The following is a 26,338-nucleotide window of genomic DNA, read 5'->3' on the forward strand; positions in this document are numbered from 1 at the left end:
GACTCGTATGGAATCCGGCTCCCAGTTCCGCCTGACCCCGGCCCAGTCAGCTTTCTGCGCCCAGGTCCGCACCCTCGCCGAGACCGATCTCGCCCCGTTGGCCGAAGCCGGCGCGCCCGGCCACGTCAACCGCCCCCTGCTCGCGGCCATGGGCCGGCACGGATTGCTGGCACGCCTGTTCCCCGGCGGCGCCGACGGCCGTGCCGAAGCCGCGGCCCTGGACCTATGCCTGCTGCGGGAGTCGCTCGCGCAGGTGTCGACCGAAGCCGAGACGGCGCTAGCGCTGCAAGGGCTCGGCACGTATCCCGTCGTGCAAAGCGGGACCGAGGAACAGATCGCGCACTGGCTGCCGAAGGTGGTGGCTGGCGAGGCGGTCGCGGCGTTCGCACTGTCGGAGCCGGGCAGCGGCTCGGACGCGGCCTCCCTGTCCCTGGCCGCGACGCCCACCGCCGACGGCTGGACATTGACCGGCGAGAAGATCTGGATCTCCAACGCCCCCGAGGCCGACTTCTACAGCGTCTTCGCCCGTACTACCTCCGACGCGGGCTCGCGTGGAGTCACAGCGTTCCTGGTCCCGGCCGACCGCCCGGGTCTGGGTGGCGAGCACCTGGACATGATCTCCCCGCACCCCATTGGCCGAGTCACCTTCGACGCCGTCCCGGTCACCCGCGCCGACCTGCTCGGCGAGGTCGATCAGGGCTTCCGCGTCGCCATGCGCACGCTGGACCTGTTCCGCCCCAGCGTCGGCGCCTTCGCAGTCGGCATGGCCCAGGCGGCCCTGGACGCCTCGGTCGCACACGCCGGGCAGCGCGAAGCCTTCGGTGGCCTGCTGAAGGATTTGCAGGCTGTCTCACACAACCTGGCCGAGATGGCGACCCGCATCGAAGCCGCGCGCCTGCTCGTCTACAGCGCTGCGGAGGCCTACGACAGCGGCGAGAAGCGCATCGCCGGCCGCTCGGCCATGGCGAAGCTGTTCGCGACCGAGACCGCGCAGTTCGTCGTCGACGCGGCCGTGCAGATCCACGGCGCCGTCGCCCTGCGCCACGGCCACCTGCTGGAGCACCTGTACCGGGAGGTACGCGCGCCGCGCATCTACGAGGGTGCCTCCGAGGTGCAGCGGACGATCATCGGGCGGGAGCTGTACCGGGGCTAGGCGCCGGTTCTCCTACGCCAGCGGCTTGGCGAAGCGCCGGCAGACATGGACGCGGGTGAACTCCTCGCGCATGCGCTGCTCGTCGGCGAGTTTCGCGTGCAGGAAAAGGATCACCGGCTTCAGGCCGGGCCGGGGCTGCGGGACGGCTCGCCCCGGCTCGCCGGCCTCGGTGTAGAGGTTGGCGTAGACGTGCAGGTAGTGGTCGCTCTCGGCGAAGCCCATCGCGCGGTACCAGGCCAAGGTGTCCGGATCGTCGCGCGTCCAGGCGTCCAGGGTGGTCGCCGACGCCGCGGCGGCCCGGGCGGCCGCCTCGGCGAGCAGGGCCCGGCCCAGGCCGCGGCGCTGGTGGTCGGGGTGGACCGCGACGGTTTCGACGGTCGCCAGCGCGCCGTCGACCGCGACGTCCAGGATCGCGGCCGTCGTGCCGTCCTCGTCGATGGCGACCAGTTCGAAGCCCGGGGCGGCGATGCGCGGTCTGGCACGCCACACGTCGTCGAAGTAGGCGGTGTCCAGGAAGGACAAGACCCGGCAGCGCAGCCAGGATTTCTCGTCTTCGGGCACGTAATCGCGGATGGTGTAGCCCATGTGCGATCCCCCCGTCGTGCTCACCTCCGCCGCTCGTTGACCCGGAGCTGTCGTTGACACTCCCACAACAGGTCTGGATACGTCTCCCCGATTGTTACCAGCGCGCGCCTTCGCAGTGACTTCTCGGCGGCGGCTCGCCCGATTTGGCCGAACATGCCCTCGATCGTCGCGTCGAAGCGCGTCAGCTCCTGCCGGAGGTAGTTCACTTTCCAGCGATTCAGGGTGTTGCGGTCGGCCCGCTGGGCGTGGAGCGCGTCGCGGGGGTCGCTGTGCCGGACTGCGCGGTCGGTCAGGACGTCGGCGGACAGTCTGGGGATCGGCACTTCGTCGGCTACCAGGCGGAGCATCTCCTCACGGCGCCGGTCCCACGCCTCCCGGGCGGCCGTGGATCTGCGAGCCGCGAGTTTCAGGCGCTCCACGAACTTCGCGGTGCGCTCGGCGGCGACGACGCGCCCGAGCGCGAATTGCAGCATCGGTGCGGCGTTGCGAAAGCGCGGGATGTACTCGGTGTGGTCCGGGCTTCCCAGGAAGTCGCGGATCATCGCCGGAGTCCAGCCGCGGGCGGCGAGCTGCATGCCGTTGAGGTAGTCGTTGTCGGTGCGCGGAGCCATGGTGGCGCCCCCTTTCTCCTGTCCCCTCAGGAATCTGAAGGCACCAGGATGATTTGGGGCGAATAGTGCAGGCAAGTCAGAATGCGAATGATTCACCCGGTCGGCCGCATGATCCGGCGTGTCGCGGCGTGGAACGACTCGGGCGCGCCGTGCGTTAACCGATCATGAGCGTTTTCTTCGACATGTTCGTCCCGAGCCGGCGCCACGTCGAGGACGAACGGAACCGGCTGGAATGGACCCGCGACGAGGAGGGTGAGGGCGACCCGCACCGCGGTCCGATCGACCTGGACAGCGGCGTGGTCAGCATCAAACCCACTGGTCAGTCGGTCACCAGGCCAGCACCGCAGCGAACCCGCCACAGTGAGCCATAGCCTCCAGCTCGTCCAGCGAGGCCTCGGCCTGCCCGGCGGTCTCCGGCTCCCGCTCGCGCAGCCCGCTGTCCTCGAACTCGTCCTCGTCCAGGCGCAGGATCTGCGTGTGGTCGCAGGACAACCACAGGTCCAGGTCGAGGTCGGCAACCTCCAGGCGCGGACTGTCGGCGGAGTCGGCGAACACCACGGTGGGGCGGGTGACGTCGCAGTACCAGCCCTTGATCTTGCCGGTCCCGGTACGGACCTCCTTGATCGAGTACCAGCGGGAACGCCAGTAGTGCTCGGTCCAGATGTCACCCGGTTCGAACACGGCGAAGCCCATGTCGCGCGGGGCGTCGCCGAACCAGGGCGCGACGACCACGACGTGCTCGCCGTCGTCGTACCGGACCTCGGCCGGGTACTCGACGTCCGGCCGCGGCGCCTTCAGCAGGCGGACGTTGATGGTCGTTCCGGGCTTCAGCGTTGCGTTTCCGTCGCTCACGTTTCCCCATCATTCCAAAAACCGGTTCCCGCGGGTCGCGGTAAGTCCCGCTCCTCAGCGGGGATCGGTAACTTACGGTGAAGTAGGTTAGGGTCCTCCTGTGGCCGAACGCGAATACGTTTATCCCCCGGTGATCCGGGCTATGAAGGGTGCTTTCCGGGCGCTCGACCTGAAGGTCGACGTGCACGGGGCCGACCGGATCCCGCGCAGCGGCGGGGCGGTGTTGGCCAGCAACCACATCAGCTACCTGGACTTCATCTTCGCCGGGGCGGCTGCCTTGCCGGCCAAGCGCAAGGTGCGGTTCATGGCCAAGAAGGAGGTCTTCGACAACAAGATCTCCGGGCCGCTGATGCGGGGCATGCGCCACATCCCGGTGGACCGCGAGGCCGGACTGTCGTCCTACCGCCAGGCTCTGGACTTCCTGAAGTCCGGAGAAATCGTCGGCGTGTTCGGCGAGGCCACGATCAGCCGGTCGTTCATGATCAAGGACCTGAAGAACGGCGCCGTGCGCATGGCGCAGGCCGCCGACGTGCCGCTGATCCCGGTGGTGCTGTGGGGCACGCAGCGGATGTGGACCAAGGGCCGGCCCAAGCGGCTCTGGCAGCGGCACCTGCCGATCACGGTGCTGGTCGGCGAGCCGATGTACCCCAAGAAGGGGCAGAACTCGAACGAGCTGACCGCCGAGCTGCACGCGCGGCTGAGCGCCCTGCTCGACGAGGCGCAGGCGAACTACCCGGACAAGCCCTCGGGCCCCGAGGACTCGTGGTGGCTGCCGGCGCACCTCGGCGGCACCGCGCCAACGCTGGAGCAGGCGGCGGAGATGGACGCGCGCGGCCGCGGCGAGAACCCGGCCGAGGAAGCGGCTGCCGAGCCGGCGAAGGCCCAGGCTGCGGAACCCGCGAAGGACAAGGTCGCCGAGCCGGCGAAGGTCGAGGCTGAGGAACCGACGAAGGCCGAGGCGCCGAAGGAGGCCGAGGCCGTCGAGACCGAGGCGCCGACGAAGGTCGAGACCGCCGAGGAATCCGCGAAGACCGAGATTGTCGAGGCCGAGCAGCCGGCGGACGAATCAGGCGCGGAATCGGCTGCGGAGCCGGCTGGCGAACCCGCGAAGGAAACGGTCGCGGCCAAGGACACCGCCGAAGACGTCTGAGGACGCGCGACCCACTGCGGGTGCCGGGCGGAACCGCTGATTCCAGCTACCGTCGGCACCCGCCCGATCACCCAGTAAAGTCCCCTTTGACGTGCGATGAACTGGCACTTTACCGTCAACGCATGGATTTCCCGCCGTACGATGACGCGCCCCCGCTGGCCTCCCCGTTGGCCGGCGTGGTGGCCGCGTTCATGCCGCGCCTGGCCGAGTTCGCATTCGATCCCGGCCTGCTCGCGGCGATCGACCAGCACGCGGCGGCGGTCTGCGACACCCTCAGCATGGACACGTCCGAAGTCCTCGTCCCCAAGCAGCGCACCGTCGCCCGCGAGGACCTGAGCGACTACGTGCTCGGTTTCAAGGACGTGCTGACCGAGACCGGCTGGGAAGAGCCGGTCGGCTACGACTTCGCCACCCTGCGCCTGACCGCCATCTGCTGGTTGGTGCGTGAGCAGGACCTGCTGGCGTTCTGAGACCGGCCGGGCGGCCCACGGATAGCCAAGCACGAGCCCATCGGACAGGATCGAGTATGCGATCCCGACGTGCGGGCATGTGGTGGGGCACCGCGATCGAGGCACCCGACCCCGCCGCCCTGGCCCGTTTCTACTCCGCGCTGCTGGACTGGCCCATCGGCCATGAGGAACCCGGCACCGCTATCGTCGCGGCCTCGCCCGAGGGCCCGTACTTCGTCTTCCAGCAGGCCGACGGATTCCGTCCGCCGGTGTGGCCGCCGGTCGAGGGCGAGCAGCGGCCGATGATGCATCTCGACTTCCAAGTGGGTGACCTGGACGAGGCCGTGGCCGAAGCGGTCGCGTTGGGCGCTACGCTCGCCGCGCATCAGCCACAGGAGAACGTGCGGGTGCTCTTCGACCCGGCCGGGCACCCGTTCTGCCTGTGCCGCGACGGCGACGGCTAGCCCTTCGACCCGGTTCCAGAGCCGGAGTCGGACACGGACCCAGGCCCGGACCCGGACCCGCTGATCGAACCAATCCCGCCGATCCCGCCCCACCCCTTCTCCAGCACGGCGAACGCCACCTCGACCGTGCCCTTCGGGTCCTTACTGGCGCGGGCCAATGACGCGGTTTCCAGCGCGAAGTGCGCGAGGACCGCACACGCGGTGTCGTCCGGCGCCGCCCCGACCTCGACGGCGATCGCCGCCGCGAGCGCCCCCTCGTGGCGCATCCACATCCGGTGCCAGTACTCGCGCAGCACCGGCGTGTCCTCAACCAGGCGGCTATACGCCGCGAAGGCCTCGTCCTCGATGGGGAACTTCAGCCGCTCCAGGGTCAGCGCACGCAACGCCTCCAGGATGGACGTTCCCGGAGTCCGCTCGCGCACCGCCGCGACCAACTGGGCCTCGATCTGCGCGTCCTCGTCGAAGACCAGCGCTTCCTTGCCGGTGAAGTGCTTGAACAACGTCGTCGTGGAGACGTCGGCGGCGTCGGCGATCTCCCGGATCGACACCTGGTCGTAGCCGCGTTCCAAGAACAGGGCCAGCGCGGCGTCGGCGATGGCCTGGCGGGTGGCCGCCTTCTTCCGCTCGCGCCGTCCGGGTTGCTGGGATTCTGCTTCGCTGCCGGTCACGGCTCCATCCTAAAGCCACGGTGAACTCGATGGCAAAGTTGACTCGTTGCACTTTTGAAATGAGTGTGCTTTTCTGAGGCCATGTCCACCACACCTGCTCCGCCCCACCCCGACGCCGCCCCGCGCCACGTGCGCTGGGCCCTGCTCGGCGTCATGCTCGCGATGCTGCTCTCCATGCTCGACAACACGGTCGTGGGCACCTCGATGCCGACGATCGTCCGCGAGCTGGGAGGGTTCGACCACCTGTCGTGGGTCGTCGTCGCCTACACCCTGGCCACCGCCGCCTCGACCCCGGTCTGGGGCAAACTCGGCGACTTGTACGGCCGCAAGCACGTCTACCTGGCCTCGATCGTCCTGTTCCTGGCCGGCTCCGCGCTGTCCGGCGCCGCACAGTCGATGAGCTGGCTGATCGCGGCGCGCGCCTTCCAGGGCATCGGCGCCGGTGGGATCGGCGCGGGCGCGTTCGCGCTCATCGCTGCCCTGGTGCCACCACGGGAGCGTGGCCGCTACCAGGGCATGACCGCCTCGGTCATGGCGATCGGGACCATCGGCGGGCCGCTGCTCGGCGGGTTCGTCACCGGGCACTTCGGCTGGCGGTGGGCGTTCTACCTGAACCTGCCGCTGGGCCTGCTGGCGCTGGTCTGGTGCCAGGTCATGCTCGACCTGCCGGTGGTACGCCGACGGGCCCGGATCGACTGGGCCGGCATCAGCCTGCTGACCCTGGTGATCACGTCCGTCACGCTCGCCGCCAACTGGGCCGGGACCACCTACTCGTGGGCGTCCTGGCAGGTGATCGGGCTGTTCGCGCTCGCGGCGGCCGGCGTCGGCGCCTTCATCGCGATTGAGCGCCGCTGTCCGGAGCCGGTCCTGCCGCCGCGGGTGTTCACCGGCCAGCGCAACTTCCCGCTCGCCATCGCCCTGATCACCGCCTCGGGCGTGGTCATGTTCGGTGCCTCGCTCTACCTCCCGTTGTTCCAACAGAGCGTGCAGCACGCCACGGCGACCAGTTCCGGGCTGCTCCTGCTGCCGATGATGATCCCGATCGTCATCGTCTCCCAGCTCGGCGGGCGCTACATGTCGGCCACCGGCCGCTACAAGATCTTCCCGGTCCTCGGCGCGGCACTGATGGCCGTGGGGCTGATCCTGCTGTCGACCATGGACCCGTCCACCTCCCGTACGGCTACGAGTCTGTACATGGCGATCGTCGGGGTCGGGCTCGGCGCGCAGATGCAGATGGTCACGACCATCGCGCAGAACAGCGTCGAGATGCGCGACATGGGTGCCGCCTCGGCGAGCCTGAACCTGTTCCGCACGGTGGGAGGGTCGATCGGGGTGGCGGTGTTCGGCTCGTTGTACAACCGGCAGGTGAGCCATGAGGCTTCGGCCGTGCAAGGCGTTGCGAACGGCTCGCACCTGATCTTCCTGATCACGGGCCTGGTCTGCGCGGTCGCGTTCACGGCCGCGCTGGCAATCAAGGAAGTGCCGCTGCGCAAGGCGACGGGTCCCGGCGTCACACCGGCCGGCTCGCCGGCGCTGGCCGACCGGGGCGCACGCTGACCGCACGGCTACAGCTACAGCTAGAACTAGAACCTGGGACTAGAACCAGAGCTACAACGACGAACTCCAGGGCGCGGGCCCGATCTCGCCGGACCCGCACCCTGGCGTTCCCTGTGCCGGCTCCTCGCCGACCTCAGCGCGTCATGCCGTCGTACCGGGCTCCCGGCCGTATGGCATGTTCGTCTGGGTGGACCCCTGCGTGTCGGAGGGCTGCCCGGCGCGGGCGTCGGCGCGGCCCTTCTGGTACGCCAGCGCGTTCTGCTGCACCGAGGCCTGCACCCGGGTCGTCTCGGCCTCGGCCTTGGTCAGCATGCGCTCCCAGCGGGACCGCATCGGTTGGATCAGGCCGCCGCCGATGCCGACGATCGCGATGCCGGCCATGGTGAACAGCACCGCGTTCAGGATCGGGCCCAGGACGAAGGTGGCGACGCCGATCTGCGACAGCGCCGCGATGGCACCGATGAAGGCGATGAACGACCAGGCCACCCAGCCCAGCAGCCGTCCGTAGGAGGCCGCGGACAGGACGTTGGTGATGAACTCGCGGGCCACGTTCGCCAGCCACATGGCCACGACGACGATGACCAGCGCGACGATCGCCTTGGGGATCCAGGCCACCACGCTGTGGATCATGGTGCTGATCGGGTTGGGCCCGAACACGCCCAGCGCCAACTGCAAGAACACCAGCAGCAGGCCGTAGTAGACGACCTTGACCAGGATGGTGGTGGTGTCCCACTTGGAGTTCGCCAGGACCCGGCCCGCGCCGGCCTTCTCGGCCATCCGCTCCACGCCGATCCGGCGCAGCAGCGCGTCCAGCAGCTTGGCGATCACCCGGCAGATCAGCCAGCCGATGAGCATGATCACGGCGAACGCGATCAGCTTCGGGATGATGCGCGTGACCGAGGTCCAGGCGTCCGTGATGCCCGAGCCCCAGTCGACCGATAGTGCGAGTCTCGGTCCCATGTAGGTTCCTCCATCGATGCGGTGACGGGGCAGATCCCCACAACGTTGGTAACACCCGTATTTTGACGCCGCACTTCAGAAGCCGGGTCACAGTACTCCGGTCAGGTGTCAGGAGTGACGGCCACCCGAGTGTGTGTTCGAATTCGACGGCCCTGCGGTAGCACAGTGACGTGATTCGGGGGCAGCACCAGCCACGTTGCCAATATCGCGCCGCGTGCCGGCGGCCCAGACTTGACTGTGGCTTCTGTCCGGCCGCGCAGTACGTACTCCTGGAGGACCGGTGACCCGATCGTCGTTCGCAGATCTCGTCTTCACCGGCGGCCCGTGCTACACCGTGGACCCGGCGCGCTCGTGGGCCGGGGCGGTGGCCGTCGCCGGCGGGCGGATCGCCGCGGTCGGACGGCCCGCCGACGTCGAAGACCTGATCGGGCCGGACACCGAGGTCGTCGACCTGACCGGCAAGCTGCTGCTGCCCGGCTTCCAGGACGCCCACGTCCACCCCGTCCTCGGCGGTACCACCTTGCGGCTGTGCGACCTGCACGAACTACACACCGCCAAGGAGTACCTCGACGCCGTCGCCGACTATGCGCGCCGCAACCCACAGGCTCCGTGGATCCGCGGGGGCGGATGGAGCCTGGAGGCCTTCCCCGGCGGTATGCCGACCAGGCAGATGCTGGACGCGGTCGTCCCGGACCGGCCGGTTGCACTGCCGAACCGCGACGCCCACGGCATGTGGGTCAACAGCAAGGCGCTGGAGATGTGCGGGATCACCCGCGACACCCCGGACCCGTTCGACGGCCGGATCGAGCGCGACCCAGACGGCGAGCCCACCGGGTGCCTTCAGGAAGGGGCGATGGCACTGGTCGACCGGCACCTGCCGGTCCCCACGCGGCAGGAGTTGGCCGACGGCCTGCTGGCCGGCCAGGCGTACCTGCACTCGTTCGGGATCACCGCCTGGCAGGACGCGTGGGTCGGCACCGGCCTGGGCATCGGCGACGTCTTCGAGACCTACCGCGACGCCGAGGCCCGCGGCGTCCTGACGGCACGGGTCGCCGGGGCACTGTGGTGGGAGCGCGATGGCGGCCTGGAGCAGCTGGAGCTGTTCCGGAAGCGCCGCGCGGCGGCGGGGACGGGACGTTTCAGGGCCCGCACGGTGAAGATGATGCTCGACGGCGTCGCCGAGAACCACACCGCCGCGCTCCTGGACCCCTACCTGGACCGCTGCGGGTGCACCACCGACAACGCCGGCCTGGACTTCATCGACCCGGACGCGCTCAAGACCTACGTCACCGCCCTGGACGCCGCCGGCTTCCAGGTCCACTTCCATGCACTAGGCGACCGCGCTGTCCGCAACACCCTGGACGCGCTGGAGGCGGCGCGCGCCGCGAACGGCGCCGGTGGCCGTCACCACCTGGCGCACCCGCAGGTCGTGCACCCGGACGACGTCGCGCGGTTCCGCCGGCTCGGTGCGACGGCGAACATCCAGCCGCTGTGGGCTGCGCATGAGCCGGCGATGGATGAGCTGACCATCCCGTTCTTGGGCGAGGAGCGTGCCGCGTGGCAGTACCCGTTCGGCTCGCTCAGCCGTGCGGGGGCGACCCTGGCGGCCGGCTCGGACTGGTCGGTGAGTTCGCCGAACCCGCTGTGGGGCATCCACACGGCGGTGAACCGGGTGGAACCGGGCTTGTCGGAGCAGGAGTTCGTGGCGCGCAAGGTGTTCTATCCGGAGGAGCGGCTGGAGTTGGGCCAGGCGGTCGCGGCGTACACTGCCGGGTCGGCGTACCTGAACCAGCTGGACACGCTGGCCGGCTCGATCGAGGTCGGCAAGTTCGCCGACCTGGTGGTGCTGGACCGGGATCCGTTCGACGGGCCCGTGCACGGGATCGGCGAGGCGCGGGTGCTTCGGACGTTCGTGGAGGGCGCACGGGTGTTCGCCTCCGAATAAGGGGGAAGGCACGTCGATCACGCAGTCGTATGCTCCGGACATGCACAGCACCTTGACCGAGCACGCCCGGTGCCTCTACGGAGACGAGTACCGGCCGACTCCAGAGTGCAGCCAGCAGAACAAGCATTCCGACGCCTATTTCGTCGAGGAGCTGACCTTCGCCGGCGCCGACGCGATCCTGGCCATGCTGCACGAGTTGTCCCCGCGGCTGTTCGACGGCTATTTGCCGATCTGGATCCGGAACCTGTCGTATCGGCTGTTACTGCTTCAGCGGCCCGACGATCCGGCGCTGATGCGGGAAGCCGCCGCGAGTCTGCTGCTGCACGGTCCGGACTGGGACGACATCGCCACCGATCTTCAGCGGCGGGCCGACGCGTTGGACGCCGACTGATCTTCGGGCCGGGCCTGGATGTCGCTTGCTAGTGCTCCAGCTCCGGCTTCGGTCCTTGGTCCAGTCGTTGCTACGGTCGTTGCTCGGGGCAGTCGGCCGGAACCCACCGTGCATCCAGGTCCTCACACACGATGGTCACGGTGCCGGTGTGACACGCGATCTCGTGGCTGCACCCGAGGTCATGGGGCAGGATCTCGTCCAGGACGACGGTCTGCCCGCCCCACTTGTCCGCGGGATCGTTGACCATCTTCAGTGTGCTGAGGCCGCGGTAGGTGATCCGCAGGTCCTCCTCGTGCTTCCAGCAGTTGTGGCGCAAGAGGACCTCGAGGGTGGCGCCGTTGTCGTCGGTGCCGAAGCGGAGCGTGTCGATCGTCAGGTCCTTGACGCAGCGCTCGCCGACGAAGTCGTAGTGGTCCGGGTCGGTAGCGAAGGCGCGGGCGCCAGGTGGTAGCTCCGGGGCAAGCTCGGACAGCTGATCCAGGTAGACCAAGGGGTTGATCAGGTTCCCCTGGTCGGTCACCTGGATGTCGACGAATCTCACTGGCTGCTCCCTGTCGTCCTGCCGGCCATTTTCAGAAGGCTTTCTGCAGGAACTTCTTCAAGTCGGGTCCGACCTGCGCTGCGAGCGGCAGCGAGGTGTTGACGTAGTCGGTCGCCGGGTTCGGGGTTCCGCTGATCTGCTGGTAGAGGTGGTTGGCGTTCGGGACCTCGTCATGGACGACGGCGCTGTCCCCCTTCAGCGCGGCCAGCAGCGGAGCCGTATCCGCGTCGCTGACCTGCGAGTCCTTGGTCCCGTGTAGTACGAGCACCGGCATGTGGGAGCCGAGGCTCCTGGCCAGCGCGGCCGGGTCCTGCTTGTCTTCCTGCTCCAGGATCGGCACGTTGGTCGGCGACAGGAGCGCCGCGATGCCCTTGTCGTCCAGCGGCGTGGTCACCCCCTGGCCGGCGCGGATGCTCGCGAAGGCGGTGTGAAGCTGCTGGATGAGCAGGTTCGCGGCGGCCGGGGTGATCGTCCCGGCTGCGGCTGCGGCCTGGTAGCCGGCGGTGTACTGGCGGTCCAGCAGGTCGATGAATCGGATGCCCACGGTGGAGGCGAGGATCAGTGCGTGTGGGGCGTCGGGGGTGTCGGCCAGCTTGTGTGCGAGCCAGAGCGCGTAGAGGCCGCCTTCGCTGTGGCCGAGGATGATCATCTTGTGCGGGTCCACGCCGGGTTGGGCGGCGAGCGTGCGGTAGGCATCCAGTGCTTCATCGGCATAGAGGCCGAACGTGATGCCCTGGCCGTTGGTGTGGGTGGCCAGGCCCGTCTGGCCGCTGCCGAGCTTGTCGTACCGCAGGGAGCTCACACCATCGAAGGCGAGGCTCTGCGCGAAGCGCTGGTAGGTGTTGCCCTCGGCCAGTTGTGCGTCGTTGCCGTCGCGGTCGGTGGCACCGCTGCCGGCGATGATCAGGACGGCCACGCCCGCGCGCTGCTTGCCGGTACCGGGTTGGAAGGTGCCGTAGATCGTGTCGCCGCTGCTGATGAAGGTGAGGTCGTGGCCCGCAGCGGCCGGGCGCTGCGTCACCGTTCCGGCCGAACTACACGCTGCCAGGACCAGCGCGGCTGCCGCGACGACTACTACGGCCTGGATGGCGCGGATGGTACGCATGGTGTCCCCCTGATCCCTGCGTGTTCGACATCGGATCCGTGACTCCAGCATGCGCCTGGAACATATGAACGCGGCCGGCTACCGCACAACAATCGTGCGACTACTAGTGCACGATCGGGCTTCGCCGTTCCAGCAGCAGTACGTCGCGCCACACACCGGCGACCGTCTTACCGATGCGTTCCTGGCGTCCCAGTACGCGGAACCCGTGCCGTTCGTGCAACGCCAGGCTCGCGGTGTTCTCGGGGAAGATCCCGGCGTTGATGGTCCAGACACCGGCCGCCTCGGTCGAGGCGATGAGCGCGCTGAGCAGCCGGTTGCCGATGCCGCGGCCGCGGGCTGCCGGGTCGACGTAGACCGAGAGTTCGACGACACCGGCGTAGCACGCACGCTTCGAGATGCCCGAGACGACGACGTACCCCAGGACTGCGGGCTTCGCCGCGTCTCCGGCCTCCGTGTCCAGGGCCACGAACCGGTGTTCGGCCAGTTTCCCGGCGTCGAACACCTCCCAGCTCGGCGCCGCGGTCTCGAAGGTGGCGTTCCCCTCGTCGATGCCGTCCTGGTAGATGCGCAGGACATCGTCGGCGTGGGCGGCCGTCATCGGGGCGATCACGATGGACGCAGTCATGACCGGAGGGTAGAACGGAGCGGTTTCCCCGGTGTTTCATCGGAAAATCGGCAGGCGGCCGCGGCATGTGCGCCTCTACCCTGCCGACCATGGAAACGCACGGACGCTATCTGAACGTGGTCGATATCGAGGCCACCTGCTGGACCGGCAAACAGCCGCCGGACCAGGTGTCCGAGATCATCGAGATCGGGCTGACGGTTGTGGACCTGCACGAGCTCGTACGGGTCGGGAAGCACCAGATCATCGTACGGCCGCAGCGCTCGACCGTGAGCGCGTTCTGCACCGAGCTCACCGGATGGACCCAGGAGCAGGTCGACACCGGTGTGACCTTCGGGCATGCCTGCGACCAGCTGCGGCGGGAGCACTACGCCGACTCGCGCGCGTGGGCGAGCTGGGGCGACTACGACCGTAAGCAGTTCCAGCGCCAATGCGGCGCCGCCGACGTGCGGTACCCCTTCTCCTCGGTGCACACCAACGCTAAGCAGCAGTTCGCCGTGGCCAACGGCTGGCCGAAGGGCGTCGGCATGCACCGTGCGCTGGACGTGGCGAACCTGCCGTTGGAAGGCCGCCACCACTGCGGCGCCGATGACGCGTGGAACATCGCGGCCCTGATATTGCAGCTGATGGCGCGCGACGCCTGGACCGGCACCGGTACGAACACGGGGGCGGATACACCATGAGTGACGAGCAGATCCTAGGCGGCGGATTGGCGAACCTCGGCCAGGTACTCAAACGGGGCGACACGGTGGAACGTCCCGCTCCCCCGCACGCCGCCGCGCTGCACGCCTACCTGCGTGCGCTGCACGACGCCGGGTTCGACGGCGTGCCGGAGCCGAAGGAGCTGAACGGGGATCGCGAGGTGCTGAGCTTCGTGCACGGCGACGTCGCGATTCCGCCGTACCCGCAGTGGTCACGCGATGAGGACGCACTCGCCTCGGTGGGGCGGCTGCTGCGCCGGATGCACGACGTGGCCGCCGACATCCCGATCCCGGACGCGAAATGGCCGACGGAGTTCAGCGACCCCGGAGCCGGCGCAGCCGACCGGCTCGTGCTGTGCCACAACGACGCCTGCCTGGAGAACATCGTCTTCCGCGACGGCCGGGCGGTGGCCCTGATCGACTTCGACTTCGCCGCGCCGGGGCGGGCTCTGTGGGACCTGGCCATGTGTGCGTGGTACTGGGTGCCGATGGTTCCGCAGGCCATCGCGGCCGTCGAAGGGTTCGACGGGATGGACAGCCCGGCCCGGTTGCGGATCCTGGTCGACGCCTACGGGCTCGACGACGCGGAACGCCGAGCGCTCCTGGAGTTGTTCGCGCCGGCCGTCATCACGATGCAGACGTTCATGAAGGCCCGCGTGGCCGCCGGCGACCCGGTGTTCACCGAGGTCGACACGATGCGCGATCCGCTGCGGTACGACAAGATTCTGACCTGGCTCGAGGACCAGCACGAGACGTTCCTGGCGGCACTTAGCACCGACCGCTAGCGGCGGCTGGCAGCGGATCAGACGTCGGAGGAACAGCCCTCGAAGGACGGCCTCCAAGTACTAACTCCGGTAGCTCGTCCGGGATCCGCCACCGCCTGTCCGGCAGCCAGCGCCGCGAACCGCCTCTACGACCCCGTCCTACGAACGCAGCGCGCGCTCCAGGTCCGCGTACAGGTCCTCCGGGTCCTCCAGACCCACCGAGACCCGCAGCACCGAGGCGTGCGGCTTGGCGTCGGCGGCGACCGGCCGGTGGGTCAGCGAGGCCGGGTGCTGGATCAGGGTGTCGACACCGCCGAGGGACACCGCGTGGGTGATCAGCCGGACCGAGTCCGCCGCGCGCGCCGCCGCGTCGTAGCCGCCGCGCACGGACATCGCGAACACCGCGCCGGGGCCGGCCATCTGGCGTCCGACGAGCTGCTGCGGGTCGCATTCGGCCAGGCCCGGGTAGTAGACGCGCTCCACCGCCGGGTTCGCCAGCAGGCGGTCGACGAGCTTCTCGGCGTTCTGGGACTGGTGCCGGATGCGCAGCGGCAGCGTCTGCAGGCCGCGGTGCAGCAGGTAGGACGACAGGGGGTGCAGCACCGAGCCGGTGATGGCGCGGATCGGGCGCAGGCGTTCGGCCCAGGCCTCGGTGGTGGCGACGACGCCGGCCAGGACGTCGCCGTGGCCGCCGAGGTACTTCGTGGCGCTGTGCACGACCAGGGTGGCGCCGAAGTCGGCGGGCTTCTGCAGGATCGGCGTGGCGAACGTGTTGTCGACCAGCAGCGGGACGTCGCCGCACTGCTCGGCGACGCGCGCCAGGTCCAGCAGTTCCAGGGTCGGGTTGGCCGGGGTCTCCAGGATCACCAGGCCGGTGTCGGGGCGGCGGGCGGCGGCGATGCCGTCGGCGGCCGCCCAGGTCACCTCGGTGCCGAGCAGGCCGCTGGCCAGCAGGTGGTCGCTGCCGCCGTACAGCGGGCGGACGGCGACGACGTGCCGCTTGCCCTCGGCGGCCGCGGCCAGCAGGCACGCGGTGATCGCGGCCATGCCGGAGGCGAACGCGACGGCGGCCTGGGTGTTCTCCATGCGCGCCAGTGCTTCCTCGAAGCGCGCGGTCGTCGGGTTCCACAGCCGCTGGTAGACGTGGCTGCCGCCGTTGATCGGCGTGCCGCCGCCGGCGAGGGCCTCGTAGCTGTCGCCGCCCAGGCCCACGTTCGGCAGCGGGTTGGTGGTCGACAGGTCGATCGGGGGGACGTGGACGCCCAGGGCGGCCAGGTCGTCACGGCCGGCGTGGACGGCGATGGTGTCGGGCAGTGCGGAGGCGGGCAGCATGCGGTCATTGTTGAAGATACGTCGGCAGGATGGGAAGTGTCGCGAATAAGATTCTGTTCAGGTCATAGCATTCATTGAAAGATTCAGCGGCATCGGTGACACTGACCGGTATGCCGAATGATCTGCGAGCTGCCCGGCCGGTCCTGGACGACACCGACCGCGCGATCCTGGCGGTGCTGGCGGCCGACGCGCGCACCCCGAACAACGCGATCGCCGAGGCGGTGGGGATCGCGCCGTCGACGTGTCTGGCGCGGATCCGAACGCTGCGCGAGCGCGGCGTGATCCGCGGGTTCCACGCCGACATCGATCCGGCGGCGCTCGGGCGCGGGCTGCAGGCGATGATCGCGGTGCGACTGCGGGCGCACACGCGCGAGCGCGTGCAGGAGTTCATCCGGGACGTGCCGGGTCTGCCGGACGTCGTCGGCGTGTGGCACGTGGCCGGCGCCGACGACTACCTGCTGCACATCGCGGTCGCCGACTCCGACGCGCTGCGGGACTTCGTCCTGGAGCACCTGACGACACACCCGGCGGTCGGGCACACCGAGACCAGCTTGATCTTCGGGCATCTGCGTGGCGCGGTCGGGGCCACGGCGCCGGCCACTGCCTCGGCCACAGCCACTGTCTCGGCCACGGCGGCGGCAGCGGCCCCTGCATCCACGACGTCGTCCGTCGGCCGAGTGGTAACCGACTAAACCGGTGTACGCCCGCTACCGGCCGAGGGCTAGAGTCGGGGCGTGACCACTGAGAATCCGTTTTACCGCCGCAGCACGCTGCCCTATGAGCTGCCGCCGTTCGCCGACATCCGCGAGGAGCACTACATGCCGGCCTTCGACGCCGGCTTCTCCGAGCACCTGGCCGAGATCGCGGCGATCGCCCAGAACCCCGAACCGGCGACGTTCGAGAACACGATCGTGGCCATGGAGCGCGCCGGGGCCCTTCTGGGCCGGGTCGCCTCGGTGTTCTTCCCGCAGACCTCCTCCGACACCAACGACGCCGTGCAGGCGATCGAGCAGGAGATCAGCCCGCGCTGGGCCGCGCACATGGACGCGATCAACCTGGACCCGGCGCTGTTCGCTCGTATCGACGACCTTTACGAGCGCCGCGCGGACCTCGGACTGAGCGAGGTCGGACTACGACTGCTGGAGAAGCACCACCTGAACTTCGTACGGGGCGGCGCGAAGCTCTCGGCGGCCGACAAGGACCGCTTGCGGGAGCTCAACGAGCAGCTGGCCGCGCTGTCCACGGACTTCGACCGGAACCTGCTGGCCGCGAACAAGGCCGGACAGCAGGTGTTCGATTCCGCCGATCAGCTGGCGGGCCTGTCCGCGGACGCGGTCGCGGCGGCGAAGGAGAACGGCGAGGCGGTCGGGCTGCCGGGCAAGTACGTCATCTCCCTGAAGAACTTCTCGAACCAGACGCAGCTGGCCTCGTTGGACGACCGGGAGACACGCCGGGCGCTGCTGACGGCGTCCCTGGAGCGGGCCTGGGACACCAACGGCCCGATCGCGGTGCGGATGGCCGGGCTGCGGGCCGAGCGCGCGGCGCTGCTGGGCCACCGTTCGTACGCCGAGTACGCACTCCAGGACCGGACGGCGCGAACCACCGAGGCGGTGGAGGACCTGATGGCGCGGCTGATCCCGGCCGCGGTGGCGAACGCCGGCAAGGAGGCCGAGGCACTGCGCGCGCATCTGCCGGCCGGTGAGAGCCTTTCGGCCTGGGACTGGACGTACTACTCGGAGAAGGTGCGCCTGGCCGAGTACGACGTCGACTCCGAGGCGCTGCGGCCCTACCTGGAGTTGGACGCCGTGCTGGTCGACGGGGTGTTCCACGCCGCGGAGATGGTGTACGGGATCACCTTCACGGCCCGCCCCGACCTGGTCGCTTACCACCCTGACGTGCGGATCTGGGAGGTCTTCGACGCCGACGGCTCCGGGATCGGGCTGTTCCTCGGCGACTTCTACGCGCGCGGCTCCAAGCGTGGCGGTGCGTGGATGACGAACTACGTGCACCAGTCGCATCTGCTCGGCCAGTCGCCGGTGATCGTGAACAACCTGAACGTGGCCAAGCCGCCGGCCGGCGAGCCGACGCTGCTGACCTGGGACGAGGTCCGCACGTTGTTCCACGAGTTCGGGCACGCGCTGCACGGCCTGTTCTCGGACGTGGAGCACCCGACGTTCTCCGGTACGAGTACGCCGCGGGACTTCGTGGAGTACCCGTCGCAGGTGAACGAGATGTGGGCGGAGTGGCCGGACGTCTTGGCGAACTACGCCAAGCACTACCTCACCGGTGAGCCCGTTCCGGCGGACCTGCTGGAGCGGATGGCCGAGGCGGAGAAGTTCGGCCAGGGCTTCGCGACCGTGGAGATCCTCGGCGCGGTGATGCTGGACTGGGCCTGGCACACGATTTCGGCCGGCGAGGACCCGGGCGAGGCCAGGGAGTTCGAGGCGGCGGCGCTCACGCGCTACGGGCTGGCGGTGCCGGAGATCCCGTCGCGGTACCGCACGAGCTACTTCGCGCACATCTGGGGCAACGACTACTGCGCCGGCTACTACTCGTACTTGTGGAGCGAGGTCCTGGACAAGGACACGGTCGACTGGTTCAAGGAGGGCGTGCAGCAGGGGCGGTCGATCCGTGAGAGCGGCGAGGCGTTCCGGCGTGCGGTGCTCTCACGGGGCGGGAGTGTGGACCTGATGGCGGCGTTCGCGCATTTCCGGGGGCGCGCGCCGGAGGTAGAACCGATGCTGAAGGCCCGGGGGCTGGCGGTCTGAGATGGTTCGGTTGGGGCGGTCGCGCCGGGTGGAGCACGCCCGGCGCGGTCGGCCGGATCAGCCGGATCAGCCGGATCAGCCGAGCTTCAGCTTGAAGCCCACGTGCGAGGGCACGAATCCGAGCCGCTCGTAGAACCGGTGCGCGTCGGGACGCTGGGCGTTCGAGGTGAGCTGCACCTGCTTGCACCCGGCGTTCTTCGACTGCTCGATGGCCCACTGCATCATCTGCGTGCCCAGGCCGCTGCCGCGCTCGCTGGTGGCGACGCGCACGCTCTCGATCATCGCGCGCTTGAGTCCCTGCTGGGCCACGCCGGGGATGAACGTGAGCTGGAACGTACCGACGGCGACGCCGGCGCGTTCGGCGACGATCAGGCGCTGGTTCGGGTCGGCGTCGAGCTCTGCGAAGGCCGCGAGGTAGGGCGCCATGTCCTCGGGGTCCTCGCGGGTGGAGCCGAGCTTGTCGTCGGCGAGCATGGCGACGATGGCGGGCAGATCGGCGGCGGTGGCGTCACGAAGGATCAAGGACTCGGTCATAGATCGGCACTGTAGCTGGCACACTGGCGGGATCGCGGCAGCGGGAGGGGATCATATGACAGCGACCGGTTCGATGTTCGGGCTCGCGTTCGGGGACTGTATGGGCAAGCCCACGGAGTTCCAACGGTTCGAGGAGATCGTGCGGCTGTACGGCCCGCAGGGTCCTTCCGACCTTCCGGCCGGCGGCCTGGTCACGGACGACACGCAGATGGCGCTGGCTGTCGCCGATGCCCTGCTGGAGCAGCCCGGCGGCGCCGATCTGGCGGTGGAGCCGTTCACCGCCTCGTTGATCGAGCACTTCCTGGCGTGGGCGAAGTCGCCGGACAACAACCGGGCGCCGGGTATGACCTGTCTGCGTGCCATCGGCAACCTCGGCAACGGCCTGCCGTGGCCGCAAGCCACGCAGCGCGGCTCGAAGGGGTGTGGCGCGAACATGCGCGTGACCCCGATCGGCCTGCTGCCGGATGTGCCGGAGACGACCATCGCCGGCGCCGCGCAGTTGCAGGCGGCCCTGACCCACGGCCACGCGACCGGCCTGGCCGCCTCGGATCTGACCGCTTGCGCGACACGCTGGCTGGCGCAGGGGATGGCGCCGTCGGATCTGGTTCCGGCGCTGCGGGAACGCTGTCAGGAACAGCGGCGTATCTACCACGGGGACTGGCTCGGCGATGAGTTGTGGCGGGTGCCGATGCGGAACTCGCCGGAGGACTTCATCGAGGCCGGCTGGGTCGAGTGCGGCATGATCCTCGGCGTGCTGGCCAAGGCGGCGCAGAACCCGGATCCGGCGCTGGACCCGTGTGACTACACCGGTGAGGGATGGATCGCCGAGGAGGCGCTGGCGACCGCGCTGCTGTGCTTCCTCATGTACTCCGACGAGCCGGTGCGTGCACTGGGCCGGGCTGCGGCCACCGGCGGCGACTCGGACTCGATCGCGGCGCTGGCCGGGGCTTTCCTGGGGGCGCGGCACGGGATCGAGGCGTTCCCGGCGGCCTGGCCGGAGCGGATCGAGTACCGGGAGCGGCTGGCCCGGTCCGGCGCCGCATGGGATGTGGGGCGAGCGTGAGCGGTACGGCGTTCGAGGTCTGGCGTCAGGACGACAACGGGAACCGGTACCTGATGACCACCCATACGGACCGGGCCTCGGCCGAGGCTGCCGTCGCCGAGATCGAGGCCGGGGTGCCGCACAAGCAGCTGTACTACGTAGTAGAACGGCCAACTTCGCCACGGCAGGGCTGATCGAGGCCTGGTATTAACTCCGATCAGCCCGCGTGGAACGAACGCTGCGTGGATCCCTCTGTGGTTCAGGCGCCCTTACGTGCGTTGGCGACGATCGCCTCGACGTAGGTCGGCCACAGTTCCTCGGGCAGATCGTGGCCGGCGCCGGGGATGATCAGCGGCTCGATCCCGAGCGCGGCGGCGGTGGCACGGCCGCCGCTGACGTCGACGAGCTTGTCGGAGTCGCCGTGGACGACGGCGCTGGGCACGCTGACTGCGGCCAGCCCCGCGGTGCGGTCGGGCGAGGCGACGATGCAGGCGAGTTGGCGCGCGGAGCCGGCGGGCGTGAAGGAACGATCGTACGCCTCGCCAATGCGGGCCTGCAGCTCGACGGTCGGCGTCGGGTAGGCCGGGGAGCCGACGGTCTCGAACATCTTCTGCCCGCGGTCGATCGCCTCCTCGCGGTTGGTCGCGGCCGGGCTCAGCAGCAGCGTGATCACCTCGGCCGAGGGCTGCCCGACGTCGTGGGCGCCGGTGGTGGACATGATCGAGCACAGGGTGCGCAGCCGGCCCGGGTGGTCGATGGCGAACTGCTGCGCGATCATGCCGCCCATCGACAGGCCGACGATGTGCGCGGATTCGTACCCGAGCGCGTCGAGCAGGCCGGCGACGTCGCCAGACAGGTCGGACATCTGGTAGGGGACGCCGGAGGTGTCGCCGCCGAGCAGGTCACCGAAGCTGGGCGGGGGCACGTCCAGGATCGTGGACAGGCCGCAGTCGCGGTTGTCGAAGCGGACGACGTGGAAGCCCTCGTCGGCGATGGCCTGGCAGAACGGCTCCGGCCACGCGATCATCTGCGTGCCCAGCCCCATGATCAGCACCAGCGGCGGGGCGCTCGGATCGCCGAACGTGTCGTACTCGAGCTCGACGCCGTTCGCTGGGGCCTTGGGCATGCCGTCCTCCTAGATCTCGCCGCCGGAGCCTTGGTGGAAGTCAGACGGATCCGGCTGATTCGGCAACCCTAGCTCGCACAGCGGGCTGTCGGCCCCGCTTGGCACAATGGAGGCATGCTGACCGCTTTGCTGGACACCCCGATCGGCACGCTCAACATCGGGGCGAGCGCCCGCGGCCTGCGCCTGGTGCAGTTCCCGCGCGACCGCGAGCGGGACCAGCCCTTCGCCACCGGCGAGCAGGGCGCCAAGCCCGACCGCATCGCGCAGGCCCAACTCGACGAGGCGGTCCTGCAGCTGACGGAGTACTTCGACGGCGACCGCACCGAGTTCGACATCGCCCTGGACTGGTACGGCGTGAACGGCCTGCGCCTGACGGTCCTCAAGCTCCTGGCCGAGGTCCCCTTCGGCGAGACGGTGACCTACGGCGACTTGGCGAAGGGTTCGGGGGCCGGTGTGACGGCCTCGCAGGCGGTCGGCGGGATCATGGGCAGCAATCCGCTGCCGATCGTCGTGCCCTGCCACCGGGTGCTGGCCGCCGACGGTCTGGGCGGATTCGGCGGCGGGCTGCGGACGAAGGAGTGGCTGCTGGCGTGGGAGGGCGTGATGCCGCCGGCGCTGGATTGGGGTGTCTGAGGGGGCCCTGCGGCGGGGTGGCTGTCGTTCAGGTGACGGACGTTCAGGCGGCCGTCGTTCGGGTGGCTGTCGTTCAACCAAGGCTTTGGTACCACCACCGGCCTCAGCCGAGCCTGGCCCTGATCTGTACTCCGACCTCGGCGAACCCCAGCGCCTCCGCGACCCGCAACGAGGCCGGCACCCGCGCCCGCCACTGCGGCACCATGCCGGCTGTGAGAGCGTGTTCGATCGCGCTGGACGCCGCCACCTTCGCCAGCCCGCGCCCGCGAGCTCGGGGTGCGGTCAGGATCGCCATGTGTGCCGTTCGGCGCGGCCATGCCACATAGCCGGCGGCGGCGATGATCTCGCCGCAGTCGCGGATCCCGAACGCCGGTGACGTGAGCTGGCCGATGCTCACCTCGGCGCGTTCCTCCGGGGTGCACCGCTGTTCAAGCGCCCGCAGGTCGGGGTGGTCGACGGGGAGTTGCTCGACGGTCGGCCCCGGGAACGGCCGGAACCGGTCCGCCGCGAGATATGCCAGGGTCACCGGCCCGATCATCTCGGCGGCCGGTAGGGCCTGCGCCGCGTTCGCCGGGTCGTAGAGACTCTGCGGTGTGTGATCGGCGAGGCGTGCGCCGATTTCGTCGGCGCTCACCTGGTCGGGGGCAGTGCCGATCCCGCTGTCCCCTAGTAATACCAGGCCGATCCAGCCCGCAGGGCATATCCCGGATCGGGGCGAGGCGACAACGCTGACCCCCCGATCCGGGAAGGCGACCGGGGCCGCGGCGATGTCCGTCCACAGCTGCCGGGCAGCCGTGAGCAGCTGTTCGTCGGCCATGGGCTGAGCCGCGCTCACCGCCCCGGCGCCGGGTCGGTGGCGAGGCGCGCGTGGATGTGCTCGTCGTGCAACTTGTCGTCCCCGTACTTGAACGAGCTGCGGGTCGTCCCCTCATGCAGGAAGCCGCACTTCTCCGCGACGCGGCATGAGGCCAGGTTCTCCACCCCGTGGATCAGCTGCACCCGCGTGAGCTCCAGGGCTCCGAACGCCCACTGCGTGACCGTCCCGACGGCCGTCGTGGCGATGCCGCGTCCGCGGGCCCACGGCGCGACGCGGTAGCCGAGCTCGCCGGCCGACAGGCCGAGGTCGATCTTGTGTAGCGAGATCATGCCCAGCATCCGTCCCTCGACGGCCTCGTACACCCCGAACATCGCGGACTGCCCGCCGTCCCAGTCCGACCAGCGCTCGACCCAGGCTCGGGCGCGCTCCTCGTCGACGCCGCTGGACAGCGGGTTCCACAAGACGATGTCGGGGTCGCGGGACAGCTCCATCATGTCGGGGACGTCGCGCAGCGACGGCGGACGCAGCTGGAAGCGGCCGGCGACGATCTCGGTCGGCTCCACGACACGATCAAGTGTTTCCATGCCGCGTATTGTGCCGGACTTCCCGCCGGGCCCCGGATTAATATCCCGTCATGGAACGCATCGCTGACCATCCGGCCGTGCAGGCCGTCGAGAAGGAACTCCGGGCGAAGGGCTTCGAGCCGAAGGTCGTCGTCCTGCCGGAGTCGGCCCCGAACGCCCAGGCCGCCGCGGACCAGGTCGGCTGCGAGGTCGGCGCGATCGCCAACAGCCTGGTGTTCGAGGCCGACGGCGCGCCGCTGCTGGTGCTGACCAGCGGCGCGCACCGGGTGGACACGGCGAAGGTGGCGGCAGAGCTCGGTGTGGGGAAGGTGGGTCGCGCCTCGAAGGAGTTCGTGTACGAGCACACCGGGCAGCGCATCGGCGGTGTGGCCCCGCTCGGGCATCCGGCGCCGGTCCGGACGTTGATCGACCAGGCCCTGGCGGCGTATCCGGAGGTGTGGGCAGCTGCGGGGCATGCGCACACGGTGTTCGCGATCACGTTCGCGGACCTGGTGCGGGTGACCGGCGGCGACGTTGTCGAGGTGAACTGAGGACCGCGGGGCTCATCGCCCTCGGCGCGTAGCCCGGGCTGCCCTCAGCGCGAGGTCGCTGGCCTCAGCGCAGCCCTTCGTAGGCAGCCGCGATGATCTTCAAGCCGCGGCTGTCCTCCTGCTCACGCGGATCGAGCATCTGGTTCATGGCGTAGGCGACGCTCATGCGAGACGCGTGGGCGTTCATCACCAGCGACCCGCCCCAGCCGCCCCACCCGAACGTGCCGCCGTAGACCCCGAAGCCCATCGCGTAGGTCGTCGGCTGCCCCAGGATGCGGTCCGGGCCGGAGTACTCCGGCTGCCACGCCGGCTCGCACCCCTGCTCGGACAGCAACCGCACTCCCGATGCCACACCCCGGTTGCTCAAGGCGGACTGGATGAGCGCGATGCCGCGCGCGTTGCCGAAACCGTTCGCCGCCGGGATCTCGGCACGCCGCCACGCCTCGGTGTTGGCGTCCTTGACCCGGATGCCGCCGGTCGAGGCGTAGTCGGGACCTGCGGAGTTGAAGTCGTCCCCGTGTGAGGACGGTGGGTAGAGCCGCGCGATGCGGGCGTCGTGTTCGGCGGCGAGCCCGATGTGGAAGTCGGCGCCGAGGGGCCCGGCGACCTCCTCGGCCAGGAATGCGCCGATGCTGCGTCCGCTGACCCGTCGTACTACCTCGCCGATGAGGAACCCGAACGTGACCGAGTGGTAGCCGGCCTCCGTCCCGGGCTCCCACTGCGTCGGCATCGCCGCCAGGCGCTCGGTGACCGCGCTCCAGTCGTACAAGTCCTCGGCGACCATCCGGCCCGGCCAGTCCGGGAGCCCGGCGGTGTGCGAGAGCAGATGCCGTACCAGGACGTGTTCCTTGCCGGCCGCCGCGAACTCCGGCCAGTAGGTAGAAACGGGAGCGGAAAGGTCGAGCAGGCCTCGATCTGCGAGGATCAGCGCGCACAACGCCGTCATCGGTTTGGTCGTGGACATGACGTTGACGATCGTGTCGTGCTCCCACGGGAGCGACCGCTCGGCGTCGACGTAGCCGCCCCAGATGTCGACCACCGGGTCGCCGTCGACGAACACCGCCGCCGAGGCGCCGAGGTCCTGCGTGTCGAGCAGTTCGGACAGCGCGTCGGCGACCGCGGAGAACTCTTTCGTGTACGTGCCCTGTACGTCAGCCATAGCCGGACGCTACCGCCCTAGATGGTCCGAGACGTTAGGATTTTCGACCGCGCGCGCCCCGAGGTGCCGGATGGCCGGCACACACAGCATCGTGATCAGCACCACGACCAGGATCGCGGCGGAAGCGTAGAGGGCTCGGCTGGTCCCGACCGCGTCGCTGACCGGGCCGGCCAGTGCCTGACCGATCGGGAAAGCGATCAGCGAGCCGGCGATCTCGTAGGCGGAGATGCGGTTCAGCACGGCGGCCGGCACGTGGGTCTGCACGCTGGTGGACCACATCACGCCCCAGAACGCGCTGGTCGCCCCTCCGAGGGCGGCACCGACACAGACCTGCGGCAGAGGCAGCCCGGCGGCCAACGCCAGCGGCCACGCCGACCAGGCGAGCAGCCCGGCGGCGCCGGCGCGCAGCGGATGCCGGGGCCGGAAACGCACCCCCGCCAGCCCGCCGAGCACGCCGCCGGCGCCGAAGGCCGTCCACATCAGGCCCAGCCCCGAGGCGCCGTGGCGGTCGGTGACCAAGATGGTGGCCAGCGGCCGGATCGGGCCCCACACGGTGATGCCCAGCACGATCCACGCCAGGATGACCGAGGGCATCCAAGTACGAACACGGAACTCGTGCCAGCCCTCGACCAGGTTGCGCCACGTCGACTCCTGGCTCGCGGCCCGGGCCACCGGCGCCAGGCGCAGCATCAGCAGGCAGACACCGCTGACCGCGAACGTCGCGGAGTCCGCGGCCAGCACCACCGGTACCCCGGAGACCGCGATCAGCAGCCCGGCGATCGCCGGCCCGCCGAGCGTGGCCATGGCTTCGGCAACGCGGGTGACGGCATTGGCCCGTTGTAGATCGTCGGAGACCTGCGTGATGACGCTGGCCAGCCCCGGCTGGAACGCCGCGGTCGCCACCCCGGACAGCCCTGACAATCCCATCAGCAGCCACAGCGCCGGATGGCCGGTGGCAAAAGCGGTCGCGGCGATCGCCTGGAGTACGAACCGGGCGGCGTCGGCGCCGACCATCATCCGCTGCGGGGTGAACCGGTCGGCGAGCACTCCCCCGAACAGTACGAACGCTGCGAACGGCAGCACCTGCGCGGCCAGTACCAACCCGACGCCGGTGGTGCCGTAGCCGAGGCTCACGACGCCGTACAGCAGCGCGACCGGGAGCATGGAGTCGCCCAGGAGCGAGACCAGGCGCGCGGTGAAGTACAGCCGGAAGTCCCGGTTCCACAAGCGGGGCCGCGCGGGCGGCAGCCGGACGTCACAGGTCGCCGTCGTCAAGGCGCCCCACCCCTCTAGGT

Annotated in this window: 30 protein-coding genes and 1 pseudogene; 16 read left to right on the plus strand and 15 right to left on the minus strand. The window is 69.7% G+C overall.

Annotated features, from left to right (window positions below; all coding sequences use genetic code 11):
- The first annotated feature begins 7 nt into the window (after window positions 1-7).
- Entirely contained in the window at window positions 8-1,153 is a 1,146-nt protein-coding gene (locus ABH926_RS32555) for an acyl-CoA dehydrogenase family protein (protein WP_370369751.1), read from the plus strand.
- Window positions 1,154-1,165: 12 nt separating this feature from the next.
- On the opposite strand, the gene ABH926_RS32560 is transcribed toward ABH926_RS32555, so the two are convergent.
- Together ABH926_RS32560 and ABH926_RS32565 are read right to left on the minus strand one after the other, a co-directional pair.
- Complete coding sequence (locus tag ABH926_RS32560) at window positions 1,166-1,762, minus strand: GNAT family N-acetyltransferase (protein ID WP_370369752.1); 597 nt, start codon at window positions 1,760-1,762, stop codon at window positions 1,166-1,168.
- Window positions 1,759-2,349, minus strand: a complete 591-nt coding sequence (locus ABH926_RS32565) for a hypothetical protein (protein WP_370369753.1) — start codon at window positions 2,347-2,349, stop codon at window positions 1,759-1,761. Before ABH926_RS32565 ends, ABH926_RS32560 begins: the two co-directional genes overlap by 4 nt.
- A 182-nt stretch (window positions 2,350-2,531) precedes the next feature.
- Here ABH926_RS32565 and ABH926_RS32570 point away from each other — a divergent pair, with 182 nt between their 5' ends.
- Window positions 2,532-2,720 carry a DUF6191 domain-containing protein gene (locus tag ABH926_RS32570; RefSeq protein WP_370369926.1) on the plus strand — a complete coding sequence of 63 codons (189 nt, stop codon included), beginning with the start codon at window positions 2,532-2,534 and terminating at the stop codon, window positions 2,718-2,720.
- On the opposite strand, the gene ABH926_RS32575 is transcribed toward ABH926_RS32570, so the two are convergent.
- Window positions 2,677-3,201 carry a DUF402 domain-containing protein gene (locus ABH926_RS32575; protein ID WP_370369754.1) on the minus strand — a complete coding sequence of 175 codons (525 nt, stop codon included), beginning with the start codon at window positions 3,199-3,201 and terminating at the stop codon, window positions 2,677-2,679. The two genes, ABH926_RS32570 and ABH926_RS32575, sit on opposite strands and share 44 nt — an antisense overlap.
- A 142-nt stretch (window positions 3,202-3,343) precedes the next feature.
- On the opposite strand from ABH926_RS32575, the pseudogene ABH926_RS32580 reads away from it, so the two are divergent.
- From ABH926_RS32580 to ABH926_RS32590, 3 genes and pseudogenes are all read left to right on the plus strand, one after another.
- Window positions 3,344-4,033, plus strand: a pseudogene (locus ABH926_RS32580) (lysophospholipid acyltransferase family protein); the annotation flags it as partial.
- 440 nt (window positions 4,034-4,473) lie between these two features.
- Complete coding sequence (locus ABH926_RS32585; protein WP_370369755.1) at window positions 4,474-4,821, plus strand: DUF6401 family natural product biosynthesis protein; 348 nt, start codon at window positions 4,474-4,476, stop codon at window positions 4,819-4,821.
- 56 nt (window positions 4,822-4,877) lie between these two features.
- Window positions 4,878-5,264, plus strand: a complete 387-nt coding sequence (locus tag ABH926_RS32590) for a VOC family protein (RefSeq protein WP_370369756.1) — start codon at window positions 4,878-4,880, stop codon at window positions 5,262-5,264.
- Here ABH926_RS32590 and ABH926_RS32595 read toward each other — a convergent pair.
- Window positions 5,261-5,932 carry a TetR/AcrR family transcriptional regulator gene (locus ABH926_RS32595; protein ID WP_370369757.1) on the minus strand — a complete coding sequence of 224 codons (672 nt, stop codon included), beginning with the start codon at window positions 5,930-5,932 and terminating at the stop codon, window positions 5,261-5,263. The genes ABH926_RS32590 and ABH926_RS32595 overlap by 4 nt on opposite strands.
- A gap of 81 nt (window positions 5,933-6,013) precedes the next feature.
- Here ABH926_RS32595 and ABH926_RS32600 point away from each other — a divergent pair, with 81 nt between their 5' ends.
- A complete protein-coding gene (locus tag ABH926_RS32600; RefSeq protein WP_370369758.1) occupies window positions 6,014-7,489 on the plus strand; it encodes an MDR family MFS transporter in 1,476 nt (491 codons plus the stop codon).
- Between the two features lie 141 nt (window positions 7,490-7,630).
- Here ABH926_RS32600 and ABH926_RS32605 read toward each other — a convergent pair whose 3' ends face one another.
- The gene (locus ABH926_RS32605; protein WP_370369759.1) at window positions 7,631-8,449 is read right to left on the minus strand and encodes a hypothetical protein; all 819 of its coding nucleotides are present in this window, start codon (window positions 8,447-8,449) and stop codon (window positions 7,631-7,633) included.
- A gap of 280 nt (window positions 8,450-8,729) precedes the next feature.
- Here ABH926_RS32605 and ABH926_RS32610 point away from each other — a divergent pair, with 280 nt between their 5' ends.
- Entirely contained in the window at window positions 8,730-10,394 is a 1,665-nt protein-coding gene (locus tag ABH926_RS32610) for an amidohydrolase (RefSeq protein ID WP_370369760.1), read from the plus strand.
- Window positions 10,395-10,434: 40 nt separating this feature from the next.
- Window positions 10,435-10,785, plus strand: coding sequence for a hypothetical protein (locus tag ABH926_RS32615; RefSeq protein ID WP_370369761.1), 351 nt, complete (start codon window positions 10,435-10,437; stop codon window positions 10,783-10,785).
- A 70-nt stretch (window positions 10,786-10,855) separates the two neighbouring features.
- Here ABH926_RS32615 and ABH926_RS32620 read toward each other — a convergent pair whose 3' ends face one another.
- The 3 genes from ABH926_RS32620 to ABH926_RS32630 form a co-directional block, all read right to left on the minus strand.
- Window positions 10,856-11,326, minus strand: a complete 471-nt coding sequence (locus ABH926_RS32620) for a hypothetical protein (protein WP_370369762.1) — start codon at window positions 11,324-11,326, stop codon at window positions 10,856-10,858.
- Window positions 11,327-11,357: 31 nt separating this feature from the next.
- Window positions 11,358-12,431, minus strand: coding sequence for an alpha/beta hydrolase family protein (locus tag ABH926_RS32625; protein WP_370369763.1), 1,074 nt, complete (start codon window positions 12,429-12,431; stop codon window positions 11,358-11,360).
- 103 nt (window positions 12,432-12,534) lie between these two features.
- Window positions 12,535-13,056, minus strand: a complete 522-nt coding sequence (locus tag ABH926_RS32630) for an N-acetyltransferase family protein (protein ID WP_370369764.1) — start codon at window positions 13,054-13,056, stop codon at window positions 12,535-12,537.
- 89 nt (window positions 13,057-13,145) lie between these two features.
- Between ABH926_RS32630 and ABH926_RS32635 the strand changes: the two genes are divergently transcribed.
- Window positions 13,146-13,736 (plus strand): exonuclease domain-containing protein, encoded by a 591-nt coding sequence (locus ABH926_RS32635; RefSeq protein WP_370369765.1) that lies wholly within the window; start codon window positions 13,146-13,148, stop codon window positions 13,734-13,736.
- Window positions 13,733-14,539 (plus strand): phosphotransferase enzyme family protein, encoded by an 807-nt coding sequence (locus ABH926_RS32640; RefSeq protein ID WP_370369766.1) that lies wholly within the window; start codon window positions 13,733-13,735, stop codon window positions 14,537-14,539. The genes ABH926_RS32635 and ABH926_RS32640 overlap by 4 nt, the downstream gene beginning before the upstream one ends.
- 138 nt (window positions 14,540-14,677) lie before the next feature.
- On the opposite strand, the gene ABH926_RS32645 is transcribed toward ABH926_RS32640, so the two are convergent.
- Window positions 14,678-15,850: a PLP-dependent aspartate aminotransferase family protein gene (locus ABH926_RS32645; protein ID WP_370369767.1), complete on the minus strand. Its 1,173-nt coding sequence runs from the start codon at window positions 15,848-15,850 to the stop codon at window positions 14,678-14,680.
- A 110-nt stretch (window positions 15,851-15,960) separates the two neighbouring features.
- Here ABH926_RS32645 and ABH926_RS32650 point away from each other — a divergent pair, with 110 nt between their 5' ends.
- Together ABH926_RS32650 and ABH926_RS32655 are read left to right on the plus strand one after the other, a co-directional pair.
- Window positions 15,961-16,542, plus strand: coding sequence for an Lrp/AsnC family transcriptional regulator (locus tag ABH926_RS32650; protein WP_370369768.1), 582 nt, complete (start codon window positions 15,961-15,963; stop codon window positions 16,540-16,542).
- Window positions 16,543-16,584: 42 nt separating this feature from the next.
- Window positions 16,585-18,618 (plus strand): M3 family metallopeptidase, encoded by a 2,034-nt coding sequence (locus ABH926_RS32655; protein ID WP_370369769.1) that lies wholly within the window; start codon window positions 16,585-16,587, stop codon window positions 18,616-18,618.
- 75 nt (window positions 18,619-18,693) lie between these two features.
- Here ABH926_RS32655 and ABH926_RS32660 read toward each other — a convergent pair whose 3' ends face one another.
- Complete coding sequence (locus ABH926_RS32660) at window positions 18,694-19,152, minus strand: N-acetyltransferase family protein (protein ID WP_370369770.1); 459 nt, start codon at window positions 19,150-19,152, stop codon at window positions 18,694-18,696.
- Window positions 19,153-19,207: 55 nt separating this feature from the next.
- Here ABH926_RS32660 and ABH926_RS32665 point away from each other — a divergent pair, with 55 nt between their 5' ends.
- Both ABH926_RS32665 and ABH926_RS32670 read left to right on the plus strand, forming a co-directional pair.
- Complete coding sequence (locus ABH926_RS32665; protein WP_370369771.1) at window positions 19,208-20,215, plus strand: ADP-ribosylglycohydrolase family protein; 1,008 nt, start codon at window positions 19,208-19,210, stop codon at window positions 20,213-20,215.
- A complete protein-coding gene (locus tag ABH926_RS32670) occupies window positions 20,212-20,388 on the plus strand; it encodes a hypothetical protein (RefSeq protein WP_370369772.1) in 177 nt (58 codons plus the stop codon). The genes ABH926_RS32665 and ABH926_RS32670 overlap by 4 nt, the downstream gene beginning before the upstream one ends.
- 65 nt (window positions 20,389-20,453) lie before the next feature.
- Here ABH926_RS32670 and ABH926_RS32675 read toward each other — a convergent pair whose 3' ends face one another.
- A complete protein-coding gene (locus ABH926_RS32675) occupies window positions 20,454-21,320 on the minus strand; it encodes an alpha/beta fold hydrolase (protein ID WP_370369773.1) in 867 nt (288 codons plus the stop codon).
- A 114-nt stretch (window positions 21,321-21,434) separates the two neighbouring features.
- Here ABH926_RS32675 and ABH926_RS32680 point away from each other — a divergent pair, with 114 nt between their 5' ends.
- Window positions 21,435-21,953, plus strand: a complete 519-nt coding sequence (locus tag ABH926_RS32680; RefSeq protein ID WP_370369774.1) for a methylated-DNA--[protein]-cysteine S-methyltransferase — start codon at window positions 21,435-21,437, stop codon at window positions 21,951-21,953.
- A 103-nt stretch (window positions 21,954-22,056) separates the two neighbouring features.
- On the opposite strand, the gene ABH926_RS32685 is transcribed toward ABH926_RS32680, so the two are convergent.
- Both ABH926_RS32685 and ABH926_RS32690 read right to left on the minus strand, forming a co-directional pair.
- A complete protein-coding gene (locus tag ABH926_RS32685; RefSeq protein ID WP_370369775.1) occupies window positions 22,057-22,770 on the minus strand; it encodes a GNAT family N-acetyltransferase in 714 nt (237 codons plus the stop codon).
- A 14-nt stretch (window positions 22,771-22,784) separates the two neighbouring features.
- A complete protein-coding gene (locus tag ABH926_RS32690) occupies window positions 22,785-23,354 on the minus strand; it encodes a GNAT family N-acetyltransferase (protein ID WP_370369776.1) in 570 nt (189 codons plus the stop codon).
- A gap of 50 nt (window positions 23,355-23,404) precedes the next feature.
- Here ABH926_RS32690 and ABH926_RS32695 point away from each other — a divergent pair, with 50 nt between their 5' ends.
- On the plus strand, window positions 23,405-23,884 hold the full coding sequence (locus ABH926_RS32695; protein ID WP_370369777.1) for a YbaK/EbsC family protein: 480 nt from the start codon (window positions 23,405-23,407) through the stop codon (window positions 23,882-23,884).
- Between the two features lie 64 nt (window positions 23,885-23,948).
- Here ABH926_RS32695 and ABH926_RS32700 read toward each other — a convergent pair whose 3' ends face one another.
- Both ABH926_RS32700 and ABH926_RS32705 read right to left on the minus strand, forming a co-directional pair.
- Window positions 23,949-25,043, minus strand: a complete 1,095-nt coding sequence (locus tag ABH926_RS32700; RefSeq protein ID WP_370369778.1) for a serine hydrolase domain-containing protein — start codon at window positions 25,041-25,043, stop codon at window positions 23,949-23,951.
- Between the two features lie 9 nt (window positions 25,044-25,052).
- Window positions 25,053-26,318, minus strand: coding sequence for an MFS transporter (locus ABH926_RS32705; protein ID WP_370369779.1), 1,266 nt, complete (start codon window positions 26,316-26,318; stop codon window positions 25,053-25,055).
- Window positions 26,319-26,338 lie beyond the last annotated feature (20 nt).

It is taken from the genome of Catenulispora sp. GP43, from assembly GCF_041260665.1.
Lineage (GTDB): Bacteria > Actinomycetota > Actinomycetes > Streptomycetales > Catenulisporaceae > Catenulispora.